Annotated in this window: 14 protein-coding genes; 6 read left to right on the top strand and 8 right to left on the bottom strand. The window is 71.0% G+C overall.

Going from position 1 to position 15,882, the window contains the following annotated elements:
- Window positions 1-6: 6 nt before the first annotated feature.
- The gene (locus ACFU9P_RS06225; RefSeq protein ID WP_384078012.1) at window positions 7-411 is read right to left on the bottom strand and encodes a carboxypeptidase-like regulatory domain-containing protein; all 405 of its coding nucleotides are present in this window, start codon (window positions 409-411) and stop codon (window positions 7-9) included.
- Between the two features lie 186 nt (window positions 412-597).
- Between ACFU9P_RS06225 and ACFU9P_RS06220 the strand changes: the two genes are divergently transcribed.
- The gene (locus ACFU9P_RS06220) at window positions 598-1,305 is read left to right on the top strand and encodes a response regulator transcription factor (RefSeq protein ID WP_384078011.1); all 708 of its coding nucleotides are present in this window, start codon (window positions 598-600) and stop codon (window positions 1,303-1,305) included.
- A 17-nt stretch (window positions 1,306-1,322) separates the two neighbouring features.
- Complete coding sequence (locus tag ACFU9P_RS06215; RefSeq protein ID WP_384078366.1) at window positions 1,323-2,873, top strand: sensor histidine kinase; 1,551 nt, start codon at window positions 1,323-1,325, stop codon at window positions 2,871-2,873.
- Between the two features lie 22 nt (window positions 2,874-2,895).
- Here the strand turns inward: ACFU9P_RS06215 and ACFU9P_RS06210 are convergent, their stop codons facing one another.
- From ACFU9P_RS06210 to ACFU9P_RS06200, 3 genes are all read right to left on the bottom strand, one after another.
- Entirely contained in the window at window positions 2,896-4,446 is a 1,551-nt protein-coding gene (locus ACFU9P_RS06210) for an ABC transporter substrate-binding protein (protein ID WP_376379875.1), read from the bottom strand.
- A 194-nt stretch (window positions 4,447-4,640) separates the two neighbouring features.
- A complete protein-coding gene (locus ACFU9P_RS06205; RefSeq protein WP_384078010.1) occupies window positions 4,641-5,963 on the bottom strand; it encodes a metallophosphoesterase in 1,323 nt (440 codons plus the stop codon).
- Between the two features lie 104 nt (window positions 5,964-6,067).
- Window positions 6,068-6,316: an SCO4848 family membrane protein gene (locus tag ACFU9P_RS06200; RefSeq protein WP_046501654.1), complete on the bottom strand. Its 249-nt coding sequence runs from the start codon at window positions 6,314-6,316 to the stop codon at window positions 6,068-6,070.
- 238 nt (window positions 6,317-6,554) lie between these two features.
- Between ACFU9P_RS06200 and ACFU9P_RS06195 the strand changes: the two genes are divergently transcribed.
- The gene (locus ACFU9P_RS06195) at window positions 6,555-7,862 is read left to right on the top strand and encodes a D-alanyl-D-alanine carboxypeptidase family protein (protein ID WP_384078009.1); all 1,308 of its coding nucleotides are present in this window, start codon (window positions 6,555-6,557) and stop codon (window positions 7,860-7,862) included.
- Here ACFU9P_RS06195 and ACFU9P_RS06190 read toward each other — a convergent pair.
- Window positions 7,810-8,826, bottom strand: a complete 1,017-nt coding sequence (locus tag ACFU9P_RS06190) for a YihY/virulence factor BrkB family protein (protein WP_376379885.1) — start codon at window positions 8,824-8,826, stop codon at window positions 7,810-7,812. The genes ACFU9P_RS06195 and ACFU9P_RS06190 overlap by 53 nt on opposite strands.
- Before the next feature lie 134 nt (window positions 8,827-8,960).
- On the opposite strand from ACFU9P_RS06190, the gene ACFU9P_RS06185 reads away from it, so the two are divergent.
- Together ACFU9P_RS06185 and ACFU9P_RS06180 are read left to right on the top strand one after the other, a co-directional pair.
- Window positions 8,961-10,391: an FAD-binding protein gene (locus tag ACFU9P_RS06185; protein WP_384078008.1), complete on the top strand. Its 1,431-nt coding sequence runs from the start codon at window positions 8,961-8,963 to the stop codon at window positions 10,389-10,391.
- A gap of 62 nt (window positions 10,392-10,453) precedes the next feature.
- A complete protein-coding gene (locus tag ACFU9P_RS06180; RefSeq protein ID WP_384078007.1) occupies window positions 10,454-11,209 on the top strand; it encodes a decaprenylphospho-beta-D-erythro-pentofuranosid-2-ulose 2-reductase in 756 nt (251 codons plus the stop codon).
- A gap of 51 nt (window positions 11,210-11,260) precedes the next feature.
- Here ACFU9P_RS06180 and ACFU9P_RS06175 read toward each other — a convergent pair whose 3' ends face one another.
- Window positions 11,261-11,851, bottom strand: coding sequence for a 2'-5' RNA ligase family protein (locus ACFU9P_RS06175; RefSeq protein ID WP_384078006.1), 591 nt, complete (start codon window positions 11,849-11,851; stop codon window positions 11,261-11,263).
- Between the two features lie 312 nt (window positions 11,852-12,163).
- A complete protein-coding gene (gene trpS, locus ACFU9P_RS06170) occupies window positions 12,164-13,177 on the bottom strand; it encodes a tryptophan--tRNA ligase (protein ID WP_376379897.1) in 1,014 nt (337 codons plus the stop codon).
- Between the two features lie 211 nt (window positions 13,178-13,388).
- Between trpS and rocD the strand changes: the two genes are divergently transcribed.
- Window positions 13,389-14,597: an ornithine--oxo-acid transaminase gene (gene rocD / locus ACFU9P_RS06165; RefSeq protein WP_376379899.1), complete on the top strand. Its 1,209-nt coding sequence runs from the start codon at window positions 13,389-13,391 to the stop codon at window positions 14,595-14,597.
- Between the two features lie 98 nt (window positions 14,598-14,695).
- Here the strand turns inward: rocD and ACFU9P_RS06160 are convergent, their stop codons facing one another.
- Window positions 14,696-15,877 (bottom strand): glutathionylspermidine synthase family protein, encoded by a 1,182-nt coding sequence (locus tag ACFU9P_RS06160; RefSeq protein WP_384078005.1) that lies wholly within the window; start codon window positions 15,875-15,877, stop codon window positions 14,696-14,698.
- Window positions 15,878-15,882: the final 5 nt, after the last annotated feature.

Raw genomic sequence — 15,882 nt, 5'->3', positions numbered from 1 at the left:
GGGGCCTCAGTTGACCGCGTCCACCGTCTCCTCCGTCAGGGTCAGGTCGTGGACCGTTGCCTCGGGGCCGATGGTGATGCGGCGGGTCCAGGGCTCGTAGCCGGGTGAGGTGGTCAGGAGCAGATACGGGCCTGCTGCCGGGGCCGCGAGGATGTAGGAGCCGTCGGCCAGGGACTCCACCCGGTCGAGCTGGTGGCCGGCCGGGGTGAGCAGGGTGAGGGTCGCCGAGCCGATCGGGTCGCCCTCGGTCGAGCGCACGAAACCGTGCACCACCGTCGCGTGGACCGGGCCGGTGGAAGGGACCGGGGCGGGTTCGGACGCCTTCTCGCGCGGCTCCGTCGCGACGCGGGGAAGCCTCCTGTCCAGCCAGCCCGGCAGCCGTACCGTTCCCTTGCGTGCCCATGCCTCCACGGTGTCCGCCCCTCTCCCGGTCCCCCGGGTCCGTCCGTCCGCTCGTTCCCCCGGCCGGATCCCAGGATCGGTCCGTGGAAGGGCGCGGCGCGGGCACCCGGGGCCGACTCACAGGGAACTCCCAAGCGCCCGGCCGCGACCGGGCGCGGGACCGTTGCGGATACTGGGGCCATGACGGATGGGGCCATGACGGACAGGGACTCGACGGCGGCGGCGACCGTGCTGGTCGTCGAGGACGAGCCGAGCATCGCGGATGTCCTCGCCATCGCCCTGCGCTACCACCGCTTCGAGGTGGTGTCCGCGTCGAGCGTGCGGGAGGCCGCGGAGGCGGTACGGCGCAGACGCCCCGACGCGGCGCTGCTCGATGTGATGCTGCCCGACGGCGACGGCCGGGAGATCGGGCGCCAACTGCGCGCGTCCCACCCGGAGACGGCGGTGGTCTTCCTCACCGCACGGGACGCGCCCGCGGAGATCGTGGGCGGGCTGTCGCTGGGCGACGACTACATCACCAAGCCGTTCAACGTGGACGAGGTGATCGCCAGGATCCGGGCCGTACTGCGCCGGACCCGGCCGGCCGACCGGCTGCCGGCCCGCCCGCCGCTGCGGTACGCGGATCTGGAGCTGGACGAGGCGACGTACACCGTACGCAGGGCGGGCCGGGCCGTGGACCTCACGCCGACCGAGTACGCGCTGCTGCGCTTCCTGGTGCGCAACGCCGGTTCGGTGGTGAGCAAGGAGGAGCTGCTGCGGCACGTCTGGCGGTACGAGCACGCCGCCGAGTCGACGGTCGTGGAGACGTACATCAGCTATCTGCGGCGCAAACTCGACCCGCTGGGGCCGCCGTTGATCACCACCCGGCGCGGTGTGGGGTACGGCCTGGCGAGCCCGGCGTGAGCAGCCCGTATCGTTGGATCCACCGGTTCCGCGCGTGGCTCACGTGGCGCGGCAGCCGCGGGGATTCGCTGCGGACCCGGCTCACCCTCGTCAATGTGCTGCTGCTCGCCCTGGGGATCACCATCGCGACCGGTGTCAGCCTCTTCGGGCTGCGCCACTACCTCCTCGGCTCCATCGACGCCGAACTGACCGGCTCCCGCGAAGGGTTCCAGCGCACCGGGATCACCGTGAAGCAGATGGAGTCCCTGAGCGCGCTCGCGGCGGTACGGGACATCCTCGCGCCCGGCGCCTCGGGGGCGAGCACCCTGCCCAAGCCCGACACGGTCTTTGTGGCCGTCGACCGCTCGGGCAGGGTGCTGTCCCTCATCGGGATCCCGCCGAGCGAGCGCCAGCGGGCGCTGGCGGCGGCGGTCGAGGACCCGGTGGCGGCGGCCCGTTACGACACCGCGCGCGATGTGGACGTACAGGGTGAGCCGTACCGGATGACGGCCGCGCAGCTCCGCGACGGCTCGGTGGTGCTGCTCGCGAAGTCCACCAGGACCGTGCACAAGAGCCTGCAACGCGCGCTCAAACTGGATCTGGCGTCCGGGACCCTGCTGCTGGTGCTGCTCGCGATGATCACCCTGATGGGCGCGAGCCGTACGCTGCGCCCGCTGGAGGACATGGTGGAGACCGCGTCCGCCATCGCCGAGGGCGATCTGACCCGGCGGATACCGGGCCGCCACGACAGTGTCGCGGAGACCGAACAGCTCCGGCTCGCGCTCAACGCCATGCTCCAGCAGGTCGAGTCGGCGCATATGACGCGGGAGCGCAGCGCGGCCCAGCTCCGCCGGTTCGTCGCGGACGCCTCGCACGAGCTGCGCACCCCGCTGGCCGCGATCCGGGGCTATCTCCAGCTCTACGACCGGGGGATGCTGCGCGGGGCGGCGGAGCGCGAGCGGGCGATGGCCCGGATGAACGCGGAGGCGGACCGGATGGGGCGGCTCGTCGACGAACTGCTGACCCTGGCCCGGCTGGACCAGCGGCCCGAACTGCGGCTGCGGCCGGTGGACTTGAGCAGGCTGGTACGGGACGCGGCGGACGATCTGCGGGCCCAGCAGCCGGACCGTACGGTCGAGGTGGCGGCGGACGGGACGATGCTCGTCCAGGGCGACGAGTCCGGGCTGCGGCAGGTCATCGGGAACCTGCTGACGAACGTACGGGTGCACACTCCGGTGGCGGCGCCGGTGGCGGTGCAGCTGACCCGCTCGGAGGGCGGTGAGGTACGGCTGCGGGTCGCGGACCGGGGTCCCGGGATGGAGTGCGCCGACGCGGACCGTATCTTCGACCGCTTCTTCCGTGTGACGGGCGGAGGCGGTGCCGCGGGCGGAAACGGTACGGGCGGTACGGCGGGCAAAAACGGTACGGGAGAAGGCGCCGCCAGCACCGGAGGCAGCGGGCTCGGGATGTCCATCGTGCAGGCGGTGGTGGCCTCGCACGGCGGCGAGGTCGCCGTGAAGACCGCACCGGGCGCGGGCCTGGCGGTCACGGTGACGCTGCCGCTGTCGCCGCCGCGCTCGTCACCGTAGAGCCGCTACAGAGCAGCGGGAGTCAGAGCCGGCCCAGCGCCCACAGCCGCCACAGCCCCGTACCGTCCGAGAGGTACTGCGAGCCCGTGATGTCCTCGGTGCTGAGCACATAGTTCTTCTTCTGCCACAGCGGCAGCACCGGCACATCCTGCGCGACCACCCGCTGGAGCGTCTTGAAGTCCGCCGAGGCACGGGCCCGTTCGCTGTACTGCTGCGTGGACTCGATCAACTGGTCGACGCGCTCGCTGGAGTAGCCGTTGTGGAGGGTCGAGTCGCGGCCGACCAGCGGCTGCACGAAGTTGTCGGGGTCCGGGAAGTCCGGCAGCCAGCTCACGCAGTACGCGTCGAACTGCCCGGCAGAGTAGCCCTTCTGGAACTCCGTCCACTCGCGCTCGACGGTCTTCACCCGGAACAGCCCGGTGGCTTCGAGCTGTTTCCGCAGCTCCGCCGCCTCTTGCGCGGCCGACCCGCCCTGCGCGTACGCGAGCGTGAACTGTACGGGCGTCTCCACCCCCGCGTCCGACAGGAGCTTCTTCGCCCGCTCACGGTCCGGCTGCGGGTACGAGTCGAAGAAGGGCGTGGTGTGCGAGGTGATGCCCTGCGGGATCAGCGAGTAGAGCGGATCGACGGTCGAGTCGTAGACGCCGGTGGCGATACTGGCGCGGTCGACGACCGCGGCGACGGCCTTGCGTACCGCGGTGTCTGCCATCGGTGATCCGTCGCGCACATTGAAGACGAGATTGCGGATCGCGGCGCTCTCGGCCTCGTTGACCCGGATGTCGTCCTGGCTCGCGTCCAGTCCCGCGATCAGCTCCGGCGGAAGCTGACGGTGCGTCACATCGACGGTATGGGCCTTCCAGGCGGCCGCCAGATCGTCCGAGGTCTTGAAGTAGCGGACATCGACCGGGCCTCCGGTCTCGACCGCGCCCCGGTACGCGGAGTTGGGCACGAGATGCGCCCGCGCGCCGGGGGTGTACGACGTGAGGATGTACGGGCCCGAGCCGTCGGCCTCGTCGCCCTGGCGCAGCGAAGTCGCCGGGTAGCGGGTGCGGTCGACGATCGAACCGGCTCCGGTGGCGACCTTCAGCGGGAAGGTCGCGTCCCGCGAACCGAGGTTGAAGGTGACGGTCTGGCCCTGCGCCACCACCGACTTGAGGGTGGTGAACAGGGACTGCGGACCGACATCCGCCTTGATCGCCAGCACCCGGTCGAAGGAGAACTTCACATCGGCGCCGGTGACCTTGCGCCCGCTCGGGAAGCGGAGATCGTCCCGTACCTCGCAGCGGTAGGTGCGCAGTTCCGTACCGACGAAGTCGCAGGTGCGCGCCGCGTCGGGAACGGGCGTGATGGAACTCGGTTTGAACGTGAGCAGGGACTGGTAGACATTGCTGAACAGCGCCCAGGAGCCCGCGTCGTAGGCGCCCGCCGGATCGAGCGATGTGACGACGTCCGTCGTCCCGACCGTGATCGGCAGCTGCTCGGCCCGGTCGGACGGGAGCAGCTGCCAGCCGCCCACCCCGGCGGCCGCCAGCACAAGACAAATGATCAGTATCCGCAGACGAACAGTCCGCATGCCGCGCCCCTCTGTCACGCCCACCCCTGACCGTGATGGCGCTCACCCAACCACAAGCCAAAGACCTGCGGAAGGGAAATCCCGGCTCTCGCGGGCAACAGTCGGATTACCGTCATGTAAGCCGGAAAAAGGGGCACTGGACAGGGCCGGGACCGGCCCTGTCCAGTGCCCCTTTCGGTGCCCCTTGAGGTGCGTTACGCCTGGCGCGAGGCGAGCTGTACGAGAGTGATGTCGGAGGGGGCGCCGACGCGGACCGGCGGGCCCCAGGCGCCCGCGCCGCGCGAGACATAGAGCTGGGTGTCGCCGTACCGCTCCAGGCCCGCCACGGTCGGATTGGCCAGCTCCGCCAGGTAGTTGCCGGGCCAGAGCTGGCCGCCGTGGGTGTGCCCGGAGAGCTGGAGGTCGACCCCCTGGCGTACGGCGTCGTCGATCACGACGGGCTGGTGGGCGAGGAGTACGGAGGTTCTCGTCCGGTCGCGGTCACCGAGCGCCTTGGCGAAGTCGGGGCCAGAGCCCTCGCTCTCGCCCGCGATGTCGTTGACCCCGGCGAGATCGAAGCCGGGGATCTCCACGCGCTCGTTCTCCAGGGGCCGCAGCCCCAGTTCGCGTACATGGTCGATCCAGGCGGCGGCGCCCGAGAAGTACTCGTGGTTGCCGGTGACGAAGAACGCGCCGTGCGGTGCCTCCAGGCCCGCGAGCGGCTCGGCGGCAGGCCCGAGATCCTCGACGCTGCCGTCGACCAGGTCACCGACGACGGCGATCAGATCGGGCCGGGCGGAGTTGATCGTGTCGACGATGCGCTGGGTGTGGGCGCGGCCCAGGATCGGGCCGAGATGGATGTCGCTGACGACGGCGATACGGAAACCGTGCGCGGACCGCGGCAGCTTGGCGAGCGGTACGGTGACCCGCTTGAGGCGGGGGCCGCGCAGGACGCCATAGGTGCCGTAGCCGACCGTGGTGAGGGCGGCGGTCGCGGCGGCGCCGCCGACGATCCGGGAGACGAAGAGCCTGCGGGAGGGGGTCGTGGCGGCGGGCCGGGGGGCCGGACCGTCCGCGCCGGTGCCGGCCTCGGCTATGGACCCGCTCGCGGTCGCGGGAGACGCCGTACGGGCCGCCGCGCCCGCGGTGACCAGCGGCTGTGCCGATTCGGCGGTCTCGGCGGTCGCGGGCCCCGCCTCCTCGCGGACGTCGCTGTCCTTGCGGTCCGTCAGCCGGCGGACCAGGGGCCGTACCGCCTCACCGACCAGCAGGGCCAGCACCAGATAGAGCAGCAGCGCGAGCCACAAGTAGCCGGGCCATGCCACGATCTGCTGAAGACGGAACGGAGTCCCGGACCGTCCCACGGCCACCGCGGCGAAGGACAGTAACGGCAGTACGACAATGGCCGCGGTGCCGAGTACGCGAGCCGTACCTCGCCCCTCCGTCGTGTCGCGCACCAGGCGCCGCCACACGTACCAGTGCGCCGCGACGACCACCGCGACGGCGGCGAGCACCCCCAGAACGACCACGACGACCACGAACGGTCCCCCTATCCCTGTCTGTATGTGTTGTGCGGTCTGTCCGACCCGGTTGCCCGGCCTCGTCATCCGGCCGGCTCATCCGACCGGTTTGTCCCGCCGGCTCATTCGGCCGGTTCGCGCCTCAGCGCGCGTACACCACGGAACCCGATCGCGCCCACGGCCGTCCCCAGGAGGAAGGACACGATGGCGAGCAGCAAGTGCACCCAGAAATACCCCGTGGGGTCACCGGCGTCATCGAACGCCAGTCCACTCCCGTCCTGCCACAGGTTCTTGACGAAAGTGATCCAGATGAACCAGCTCCACACCCCGAACGCGAGCAGGAACCAGGAGACGGGGCGGCTGAGCTTCATGGATTCAGTATCGCCGCAGCCCGCCGGGGGGCGGCGGCGGGGTACTGAGGCCGCCACGGAATCCGCTCTGAAACCCGCCGCGAAATCCGAACACCTGTCGTCCATACCCTCCGATGGTCCGTCGGACGTACGGTCGGACCGCGGCGCCGCGCAGAAAGTTGACCCGGTCCGGCGGAGGGGGCGGCGGTTCACCCCGCCGGTGTCGGAAACATTGTCGACCCCCTGTACGTTTTCGAACGTGTCTGCTCTGAAAAAGACCGCGCTGACGGTCACCGCTGCCGCGTTGTTGCCGCTTCTGACCGCCGCGCCGGCGTCGGCGATCAGGAAGGCCGAGGGGCCGGACTCCGAGCCCCGGCCGCCCGCCAAGATGTCGACCGTCGGCGGGGCCAGGCTCGGCAAGGCGGGCACCCAGGTGGATCTCGGCAAGGGCGCCCCGGTACTGCCCAAGAAGCTGAGCGGCCGGTCCTGGATCGTGGCGGACGCGGAGACCGGCGACGTACTGGCCTCGCACAACGCCCACTGGCGGCTGGCTCCGGCCTCGACCCTCAAGATGCTCTTCGCGGACACCCTGCTGCCCAAGTTCCCCAAGAACCAGTCGCACAAGGTGAAACCGGTCGAGCTGGAGCCGGTCGGCGAGGGCAGCAGCCTGGTCGGGGTCAAGGAGAACCTCAGCTACACCGTCCACGATCTGTGGCTGGGGGTGTTCCTGCGCTCCGGGAACGACGCGGTCCATGTGCTCGCGGCCATGAACGACGGAGTCCCGAAGACCGTCAAGGACATGCAGGCGCACGCCGACGAGCTTCAGGCACTCGACACGCATGTCGTCTCGCCGGACGGTTACGACGAGCCGGGCCAGGTCTCCAGCGCGTACGACCTCACCCTGATCGCCCGCTCCGGCCTCCAGAAGAAGGACTTCCGCGAGTACGCCGCGACCGCGACGGCCAAGTTCCCCGGCGAGCCGATCAAGCCGCCCAAGCCGGAGGAGGGCGAGAAGCCGAAGAAGGCCGTGAAGCCGAAGCCGGAGAAGGGCCTGCCCAAGCGGGAGTTCTTCGAGATCCAGAACACCAACCGGCTGCTGACCGGCGCCCCGGGCATCGCCCCGTACAAGGGCATCGCGGGCGTGAAGAACGGCAACACCACCCACGCGGGCGCGACCTTCACCGGTGTCGCCGAGCGGAACGGCAAGGTGCTGCTGGTGACTGTCATGAACCCGTCCTCCCATGAGGGCCAGGCGGTCTACCAGGAGACGAGCCGGCTGCTGGACTGGGGCTTCGCGGCGGCCGGCAAGGTGAAGCCGGTCGGTGTGCTGGTGCCGCCGAAGTCGGCCGCGACGAAGGCCTCACCCAACCCGACCTCGGTGGGGGTCGGTACGGGCGGCAAGACCCGGCCCACCCCGCTCGCCGCCGCGAACAGCGGGGGTACGGGAGGCATAGGAACCGCGCTCGCGGTCACCGGCGGGGCGCTGATCCTGCTGGCGGGCGGAGTGTATGTGGTCAACCGGCGCTGGCCGCTCCCCGATCTCGTACGACGGCGTCCGCGCGAGTAGCACCGGCGCAGCGGTCGCCGGCCGAGCCGGCCGAGGCACCCGGGCCGCCCGCGCCACCGTCACCGTCGCCACCGTCTCCGGCCGGTTCACGGGCCAGTGGCTCCCGGTCCGGGGTCGCCGTCCAGGCGGCGCAGAACAGCAGCAGTTTCGCAGTGAAGTTGATCCACAGCAGCAGCGCCACCGGCACCCCGAACGCGCCGTACACACTCTTCGCCGCCACGCCCCTGATGTAGCCGCCGATCAGCAGCTTGAGCAGTTCGAAGCCGACGGCGCCGATGAGCGCGGCGACGACGAGCCGGTGGCGCGGCGGCTGCACCTGGGGCAGCAGCGTCAGGACGTACAGCAGGATCAGGAAGTCGGCCGCGACCGCCACCAGCAGCGCGGCGATCTGGAGCACCACTCCGCCCGCGCCGCCCTCGGGAATGCCCAGTCTGGCGGCGGTCCAGCCGATGGCCGTGGAGCCGAAGGTGGAGGCGCCGAGCGAGCCCAGGCCGACGGCGCCGAGACCGAGCAGCACCACCGCGTCCTTGGCCTTGAGGACGAACGGATTGCCCTCGTCGGCCTTGTCCAGCTCCCAGACGGCCCGCAGGCAGTCCCGCATCGAACCGATCCAGCCGATCCCGGTGAGCAGCAGCAGCGCGGCGGCCACCACCCCGACCGTCCCTGCGTTGGCCACCAGACCGTTGATGTCGAGCTGGCCGGAGATCCCGGGGACCTGCTCCTCCAGGCTCGCCCTGACCCGGTCGAGCTGACCCCGGCTCAGCAGCGCGGCACCGATCGCCGCGCCCACCGTGATCAGCGGGAACAGCGCCACAAAGCTGGTGAAGGTGATGGCGGCGGCCAGCCGTGTCCAGTGGACCCGGTCGAGCGTCTCGTACGAACGCCACAGATGCGTCCGTACCAGCCGGTCCACGAGCGGGGCGGCCAACGGACCGATCACCGGGATTCTTTTGAGCCAGTCCATGGTGGACACCTACCCCGGGATCGGTGAAGGAGCGTCGGGCGCCCCCGGCCGCCCATTCGTACGGGCCACCCATTCATACGGGCACGGAATGAAAGGTGACAAAGAATGGCGTATTGGGCGATACGGTCACCATCATGCCTGCCGACACCGGCACCGCGGCCGACGCGGTGCACGATCCGTACGACCCTCACGACCCGTACGACCCCTATGTCTCGCTGACCGGCTGGGGCCGGACCGCGCCGACCACGGCCCTGCTGGTGCGCCCCCGTTCGTACGAGGAGACCGCCGAGGCCGTACGCGGTGCCGGGCCACGCGGTTCCATCGCCCGCGGACTCGGCCGGGCGTACGGCGACGCGGCGCAGAACGCCGGCGGCTCCGTGCTCGACATGACCGCCCTGGACCGGATCCACGCGATCGACGCGGACGGCGGTGTCGTCGCGTGCGACGCGGGGGTGAGCCTGCACCGGCTGATGGAGGTGCTCGTACCGCTCGGCTGGTTCGTACCGGTGACGCCCGGAACCCGGTACGTCACGGTCGGCGGGGCGATCGGCGGCGACATCCACGGCGGGAACCACCAGGTGTCGGGGTCCTTCGCCCGCCATGTGCTGTCGCTGGAGCTGCTGACCGCCGACGGCGAGATCCGTACGGTCCTGCCCGGCACCCCGCTGTTCGACGCGACCGCGGGCGGGCTGGGGCTGACGGGGGTGGTCCTGTCGGCGACCGTACGGCTGCACCCGGTCGCGACCTCGCTGATGACCGTCGACACCGAGCGCGCCACGGACCTGGACGATCTGCTCGCCCGGCTCACCGCGGCCAACCCGGCGACCGGCCGCCCGTACCGGTACGCCGTCGCCCGGATCGATCTGCTGGCGCGCGGCGGCGCGCTGGGGCGCTCGGTCCTGATGCGCGCGGAACACGCGCCGCTGGACGCGCTGGACACACTCCCGGCGCGCGCCCGGCGCCGGCCGCTCGCCTTCCGTCCCGCCCGGCTCCCGGCCACGCCCGCCCATCTGCCGTCGGGGCTGCTCGGGCGCGCGGCGGTCGGGCTGCTCAACGAGGTCTGGTACCGCGGGGCTCCCCGGCGGCGCACCGGTGAACTGCAGCGCCTCTCCGCCTTCTTCCATCCGCTGGACGGGGTGCCGCGCTGGAACCGGATCTACGGGCGGCAGGGCTTCGTCCAGTACCAGTTCGTCGTCGGCGACGGGCAGGAGGAGGCGCTGCGCCGGATCGTGGAGCGGGTGGCGCGCCGGGGCTTCCCGTCCTTCCTCGCCGTACTGAAACGGTTCGGTGAGGGGGACCCGGGGTGGCTGTCGTTCCCGGCGGCCGGCTGGGCGCTGGCCCTGGACCTGCCCGCGGGGCTGACCGGCGCGGGGTCGTTCCTGGACGAGCTGGACGAGGATGTCGCGGCGGCCGGCGGGCGGGTCAATCTCGCGAAGGACGCGCGGCTGCGGCCGGAGCTGCTGGCCGCGATGTATCCGAAGCTGGCCGAGTTCCGGGCGCTGCGGGCCGCGCTGGATCCGGGTGCCGTCTTCACCTCGGACCTGTCGCGGCGGCTGGATCTGTAGCGCGGGCCCGTCCGTAAGAGCCCCAGCCCGCGTGCCCCTCACCCTTACAAGGAGCGATCACCATGAAGGACGCCTTCGGCATCCCGCAGTCCCTGCTCATCCTCGGCGGCACCTCGGAGATCGGGCTCGCCACCGCGCGCCGGCTGATCGCCCGCCGTACCCGTACGGTCTGGCTGGCCGGCCGCCCCTCCCCCGCCCTGGACACCGCCGCCGACAGACTGCGCACGCTGGGCGCGGAGGTCCGTACCGTCCCCTTCGACGCCCTGGACCCCGGCTCGCACACCGAGGTCCTCGGCAAGGTCTTCACGGAGGGCGACATCGACATGGTGCTGCTCGCCTTCGGGATCCTGGGCGACCAGGCGCACGACGAGGCGGATCCGCCCGCGGCGGTGCGCGTCGCGCAGACCAATTACACCGGCGCGGTCTCGGCCGGACTGGTGTGCGCGGGCGCGTTGCAGATCCAGGGGCACGGCTCGCTGGTGGTGCTGTCGTCGGTGGCCGGTGAGCGCGCCCGCCGTACGGACTTCATCTACGGGTCGAGCAAGGCGGGCCTGGACGCGTTCGCCCAGGGGCTGGGGGACGCCATGCTGGGCACGGGGGTGCAGGTCATGATCGTACGGCCGGGCTTCGTACGGTCTCCGAGGACGGCCGGGCGGCCGGAGACCCCGCTGGCCACCACGCCCGAGGCGGTGGCGGCGGCGATCGAACTGGGGCTGCGGCGGCGCTCGGAGACGGTGTGGGTGCCGGGGGCGCTGCGGCCGGTGATGTCGGCGCTGCGGCATCTTCCGCGTCCGGTGTTCCGCAGGCTGCCGGTCTGAGGTCGTGAGCCCCGGGGTCCGTGAGCCCCAGGCAGGTTCCCCCGGGCAGGTTCAGGGGCTCAGCGAGGCGGGCCGGTCGGCGGGGGTGATCTGGCACGGCACGTCCGAGCCGTCGTCGTCGCCCCCGAACATGTACTCGTGCAGCTTCCGCCACACCCCGTCGGCGCCCTGCTCGTACAGCGCGAAGGAGGTGCAGCTCCAGGCCGCCGCGTACTCCGACAGCTCCTCGTACGCCCGGTCCATCGCGTCCTCGGCGATGCCGTGCGCCACCGTCACATGCGGGTGGTAAGGGAACTGCAGCTCGCGGACGAGCGGGCCCGAGCTGTCCCTGACCCGTTTCTGGAGCCAGGTGCACGCCGCCGCGCCCTCCACGACCTGGATGAAGACGACCGGGGAGAGCGGCCGGAACGTACCCGTACCGGACAGGCGCATCGGGAAGGGCCGGCCCGCCGACGCGACCGAGGCGAGATGGGCCTCGATCGCCGGGAGCGCCGAGTCGTCGACCTCGGTGGGCGGCAGCAGGGTGACATGGGTGGGGATGCCGTGCGCGGCGGGATCACCGAAGCCCGCACGCCGCTCCTGGATCAGGCTGCCGTACGGCTCCGGGACCGCGATCGAAACGCCGAGCGTTACGGTCCCCACGTCGTTCTCCTCAGTCCGTGTGTCGTCCGTGTCGGGTGGGTCAGGCGGGTCTGGCGGGTCTGGCGCTGATCTGGCGGGTGGCTCTGGTGGCTCGGGCGGCTCGGGCGGCTCGGACAGGTGGTGCTGCCGGGCGGTGATCCGGTGGGGCCGCCGTCCGCCAGTGTGACGGTCGCACCGGCCGACTGGCCAGCGCTCGCCCCCGCGCCTACGCCGACCGACGGACGGAGCCGCCGTCCGTGCGAAAGCGGCGCGCCGCCGGGGTCCGGACCCCGGCGCCTGCCGGGGTCCGGACCGGGTGCCGGGCGGGCGGTCTCAGTGCTTGGCGGGCAGGAAACCGACTCTGTCGTACGTCTGCGCGAGGGTCTCGGCGGCCACGGCCCGGGCCTTCTCCGCGCCCTCGGCCAGGATCGAGTCCAGCGTCTCCGGATCGTCCAGATACTCCTGGGTGCGGGTCCTGAACGGGGTGACGAAGTCGACCATGACATCCGCCAGGTCCGTCTTCAGCGCGCCGTACCCCTTGCCGGTGTACTTCTCCTCCAGCTCCGCGACGGGCGTGTCCGTGAGGGTGGAGTAGATCGTGAGCAGATTGCTGACACCCGGCTTAGCCTCGGTGTCGAAGCGGATCTCCGTACCGGTGTCGGTGACCGCGCTCTTGATCTTCTTCGCGGTGGTCTTCGGCTCGTCCAGCAGATTGACCAGGCCCTTGGGCGTGGACGCCGACTTGCTCATCTTGACCGTCGGGTCCTGGAGGTCGTAGATCTTCGCGACCTCCTTGACGATGTACGGCGCCGGGACCGTGAACGTCGGTCCGAAGCGGGCGTTGAACCGCTCGGCGAGATCGCGGGTCAGCTCGACGTGCTGACGCTGGTCCTCACCGACCGGCACGGCGTTGGCCTGGTAGAGCAGGATGTCCGCGACCTGGAGGATCGGGTACGTGAAGAGGCCGACCGTGGCACGGTCCGCGCCCTGCTTCGCCGACTTGTCCTTGAACTGCGTCATCCGCGAGGCCTCGCCGAAACCGGTGATGCAGTTCATCACCCAGGCGAGCTGGGCGTGTTCGGGGACATGGCTCTGGACGAAGAGCGTGCAGCGCCGCGGATCCAGACCGGCGGCAAGGAGCTGGGCGGCGGCGAGGCGCGTATTGGCGCGCAGCTCGGCGGGATCCTGGGGCACCGTGATCGCGTGCAGGTCCACGACCATGTAGAACGCGTCGTGGGTGTCTTGCAGCGCCACATACTGGCGCACCGCACCGAGGTAGTTCCCGAGATGGAACGAGCCGGCGGTGGGCTGGATTCCGGAGAGCGCGCGTGGGCTTTCTGAGGCCATGTCCACCATTCTCTCAGGTGTGACCGACAGCTCGGGAACGGATCTCCGGGGCTCCGGGATTCCGGTCGGCGGGCGGACATCTCGACGTAGGGCCTGTTCAGCCGGGGCACGCCGGGAGCAAGGTTTCTTCATCCACCCTGTGAGCGACGATAGAAAGTGGGGCATCGCCCCGCCCACGCCGGACAACTTGTCCCGACCGATCGGAGAGTCCGTGTCGACAACGGAGAGCGCCATCGCCTCGGCGGAGGCCCACAGTGCGCACAACTACCATCCGCTGCCCGTCGTCGTCGCCTCGGCGGACGGCGCGTGGATGACGGATATCGAGGGGCGGCGCTTCCTCGACATGCTCGCCGGATACTCGGCGCTCAACTTCGGACATGGCAACAGAAGGCTCATCGACGCCGCCAAGGCGCAGCTGGAGCGGGTGACCCTGACCTCCCGGGCGTTCCACCACGACCGGTTCGCGGAGTTCTGTACGCGGCTCGCCGAGCTGTGCGGCATGGAGATGGTGCTGCCCATGAACACCGGGGCGGAGGCGGTGGAGACCGCCGTGAAGACCGCCAGGAAATGGGGGTACCGGGTCAAGGGCGTACCGGACGGGATGGCCAAGATCATCGTCGCGGCCAACAACTTCCACGGCCGTACGACCACGATCGTCAGCTTCTCCACCGACAGCGAGGCACGCGCGGACTACGGACCGTACACGCCCGGCTTCGAGATCGTGCCGTACGGGGATCTCACCGCGCTGGACGCGGCGATGACCGAGAACACCGTGGCCGTGCTGCTGGAGCCGATCCAGGGCGAGGCCGGGGTGCTGGTCCCGCCGGCCGGGTATCTCGCGGGGGTACGGGAGATGACCCGGGCGCGTGAGGTGCTGTTCATCGCGGACGAGATCCAGTCGGGTCTCGGCAGGACCGGCAGGACCTTCGCGTGCGAGCACGAGGGCGTCGTCCCGGACATGTACATCCTCGGCAAGGCGCTGGGCGGCGGGGTGGTGCCGGTGTCGGCCGTGGTGTCGTCGGCGGCGGTGCTCGGGGTGTACCGCCCGGGCGAGCACGGTTCGACCTTCGGCGGCAATCCGCTGGCCTGCGCGGTGGCGCTGGAGGTCATCGCGATGCTGCGGACCGGCGAGTTCCAGCAGCGCGCGGCGGAGCTGGGCGACCATCTCCACCATGAGCTGGGGCTGCTGGTGGGCGGCGGCGCCGTGGAGGCGGTACGGGGCCGGGGGCTGTGGGCCGGGGTGGACATCGTGCCGTCGCGGGGGACGGGCCGGGAGATCTCGGAGCGGCTGATGGACCGGGGGGTGCTGGTGAAGGACACGCACGGCTCGACGATCCGGATCGCTCCGCCGCTGGTGATCAGCAAGGAGGACCTGGACTGGGGGCTGGACCAGTTGCGGGCGGTGCTGGCGGACGGCTGACGGCCGGGGCCGGTGGGGTCCGGTGCTGGTGGGCCGGAGGCCGGTCGGCCGGTGAGCTGGCTGGCCGGGCTCAGGGATGACGGGCCGGCCGGTCGGGCTCAGAGGATGACGTGCGGGAGGAAGCGCGCGTACTCGTCCGTGACCAGGCCCGCCGACTCCCGGATGCCCAGCCCCGCCGCCTCGTCCTCGACAACCCACGCGCCGAGCACCACACGGTTGCCGTCGAAGTCGGGCAGCGGGGCCAGCTCCTGATAGCAGCAGGCCTCGTCCCGTACCACCGGCGCACCGCCGGCCTCATGGACGGTCACTCCCGCGCCCTCGCGGCCCAGCAGCGGCTTGGCGACATAGCCGCGGGCGGCGGCGAGTTCGCGGGGGCCGTCGAGATACGCGGGGAGGAGATTCGGGTGGCCGGGGTGGAGTTCCCAGAGGATCGCGAGCAGCGCCTTGTTGGACAGCAGCATCTTCCAGGCGGGCTCGATCCAGCAGGTGGTGCCGGTGCCGCCGCCGTTGTCGAGGGTGTCCCGTACGTACGGTCCGAACCGGTCGGTGGCCAGCCACTCCCACGGATAGAGCTTGAAGCAGCTCCGTATGAAGCGCAGCCGGTCGTCGACGAAGCGGCCGGAGAGCCGGTCCCAGCCGATCTGTTCGACGGAGAGCGCCTCGGTCGCGAGGCCCGCCTGTTCGGCGGTCTCCCGCAGATACGCGACGGTCATCAGGTCCTCGCCCAGCTCGTCCCCGTCGGAGTGGACGAAGTGCACGGGACCCGGCGGGAGCAGGGCGGACTGCCGTTTCCAGGCGGCGACGAGCCGTTCGTGGAGGGAGTTCCACTGGTCGCCGTCGGGGAACCGGTCCTCCATCCAGAACCACTGCGCGCTCGCGGCCTCGACCAGCGAGGTGGGGGTGTCGGCGTTGTACTCCAGCATCTTCGCCGGGCCCGTGCCGTCGTACCGCAGATCGAACCGGCCGTAGACGGACGGCAGTTCGGCGCGGCGCCGCCAGGACTCGGCGACCAGGGCCGTGAGTCCGGGGTCGGTGATCCCCAGATCGGCGAACCGATTCTGCTCGACAATGTGCGCGGCGGCGCCCAGACAGAGCGCGTGCAGCTCCTCGACGACCTCTTCCAGGGCCTCCACCTCGGGCAGGGTGAAGGTGTAGTAGGCGCTCTCGTCCCAGTACGGACGCAGCGAGCCGTCCGGATAGCGGGTGAGCGGATAGACGACACCCTGTTCCTCGACGGTCTGCTGCCAGTTGGGGCGGGGGTCGATGCAGTGACGTTTCATCTGGG

Source organism: Streptomyces sp. NPDC057617 (assembly GCF_042800555.1).
Taxonomy (GTDB): domain Bacteria; phylum Actinomycetota; class Actinomycetes; order Streptomycetales; family Streptomycetaceae; genus Streptomyces.
This window is presented reverse-complemented; position numbering and strand designations above follow the sequence as displayed.

Excerpts from the sequence above, each read along its gene's own strand:
- ACFU9P_RS06220 (WP_384078011.1), top strand. The coding sequence starts at position 598 with ATGACGGACAGGGACTCGACGGCGGCGGCGACCGTGCTGGTCGTCGAG.
- ACFU9P_RS06210 (WP_376379875.1), bottom strand. The coding sequence starts at position 4,446 with ATGCGGACTGTTCGTCTGCGGATACTGATCATTTGTCTTGTGCTGGCG.
- ACFU9P_RS06200 (WP_046501654.1), bottom strand. The coding sequence starts at position 6,316 with ATGAAGCTCAGCCGCCCCGTCTCCTGGTTCCTGCTCGCGTTCGGGGTG.
- ACFU9P_RS06190 (WP_376379885.1), bottom strand. The coding sequence starts at position 8,826 with ATGGACTGGCTCAAAAGAATCCCGGTGATCGGTCCGTTGGCCGCCCCG.
- ACFU9P_RS06185 (WP_384078008.1), top strand. The coding sequence starts at position 8,961 with ATGCCTGCCGACACCGGCACCGCGGCCGACGCGGTGCACGATCCGTAC.
- ACFU9P_RS06180 (WP_384078007.1), top strand. The coding sequence starts at position 10,454 with ATGAAGGACGCCTTCGGCATCCCGCAGTCCCTGCTCATCCTCGGCGGC.
- trpS (WP_376379897.1), bottom strand. The coding sequence starts at position 13,177 with ATGGCCTCAGAAAGCCCACGCGCGCTCTCCGGAATCCAGCCCACCGCC.
- ACFU9P_RS06160 (WP_384078005.1), bottom strand. The coding sequence starts at position 15,877 with ATGAAACGTCACTGCATCGACCCCCGCCCCAACTGGCAGCAGACCGTC.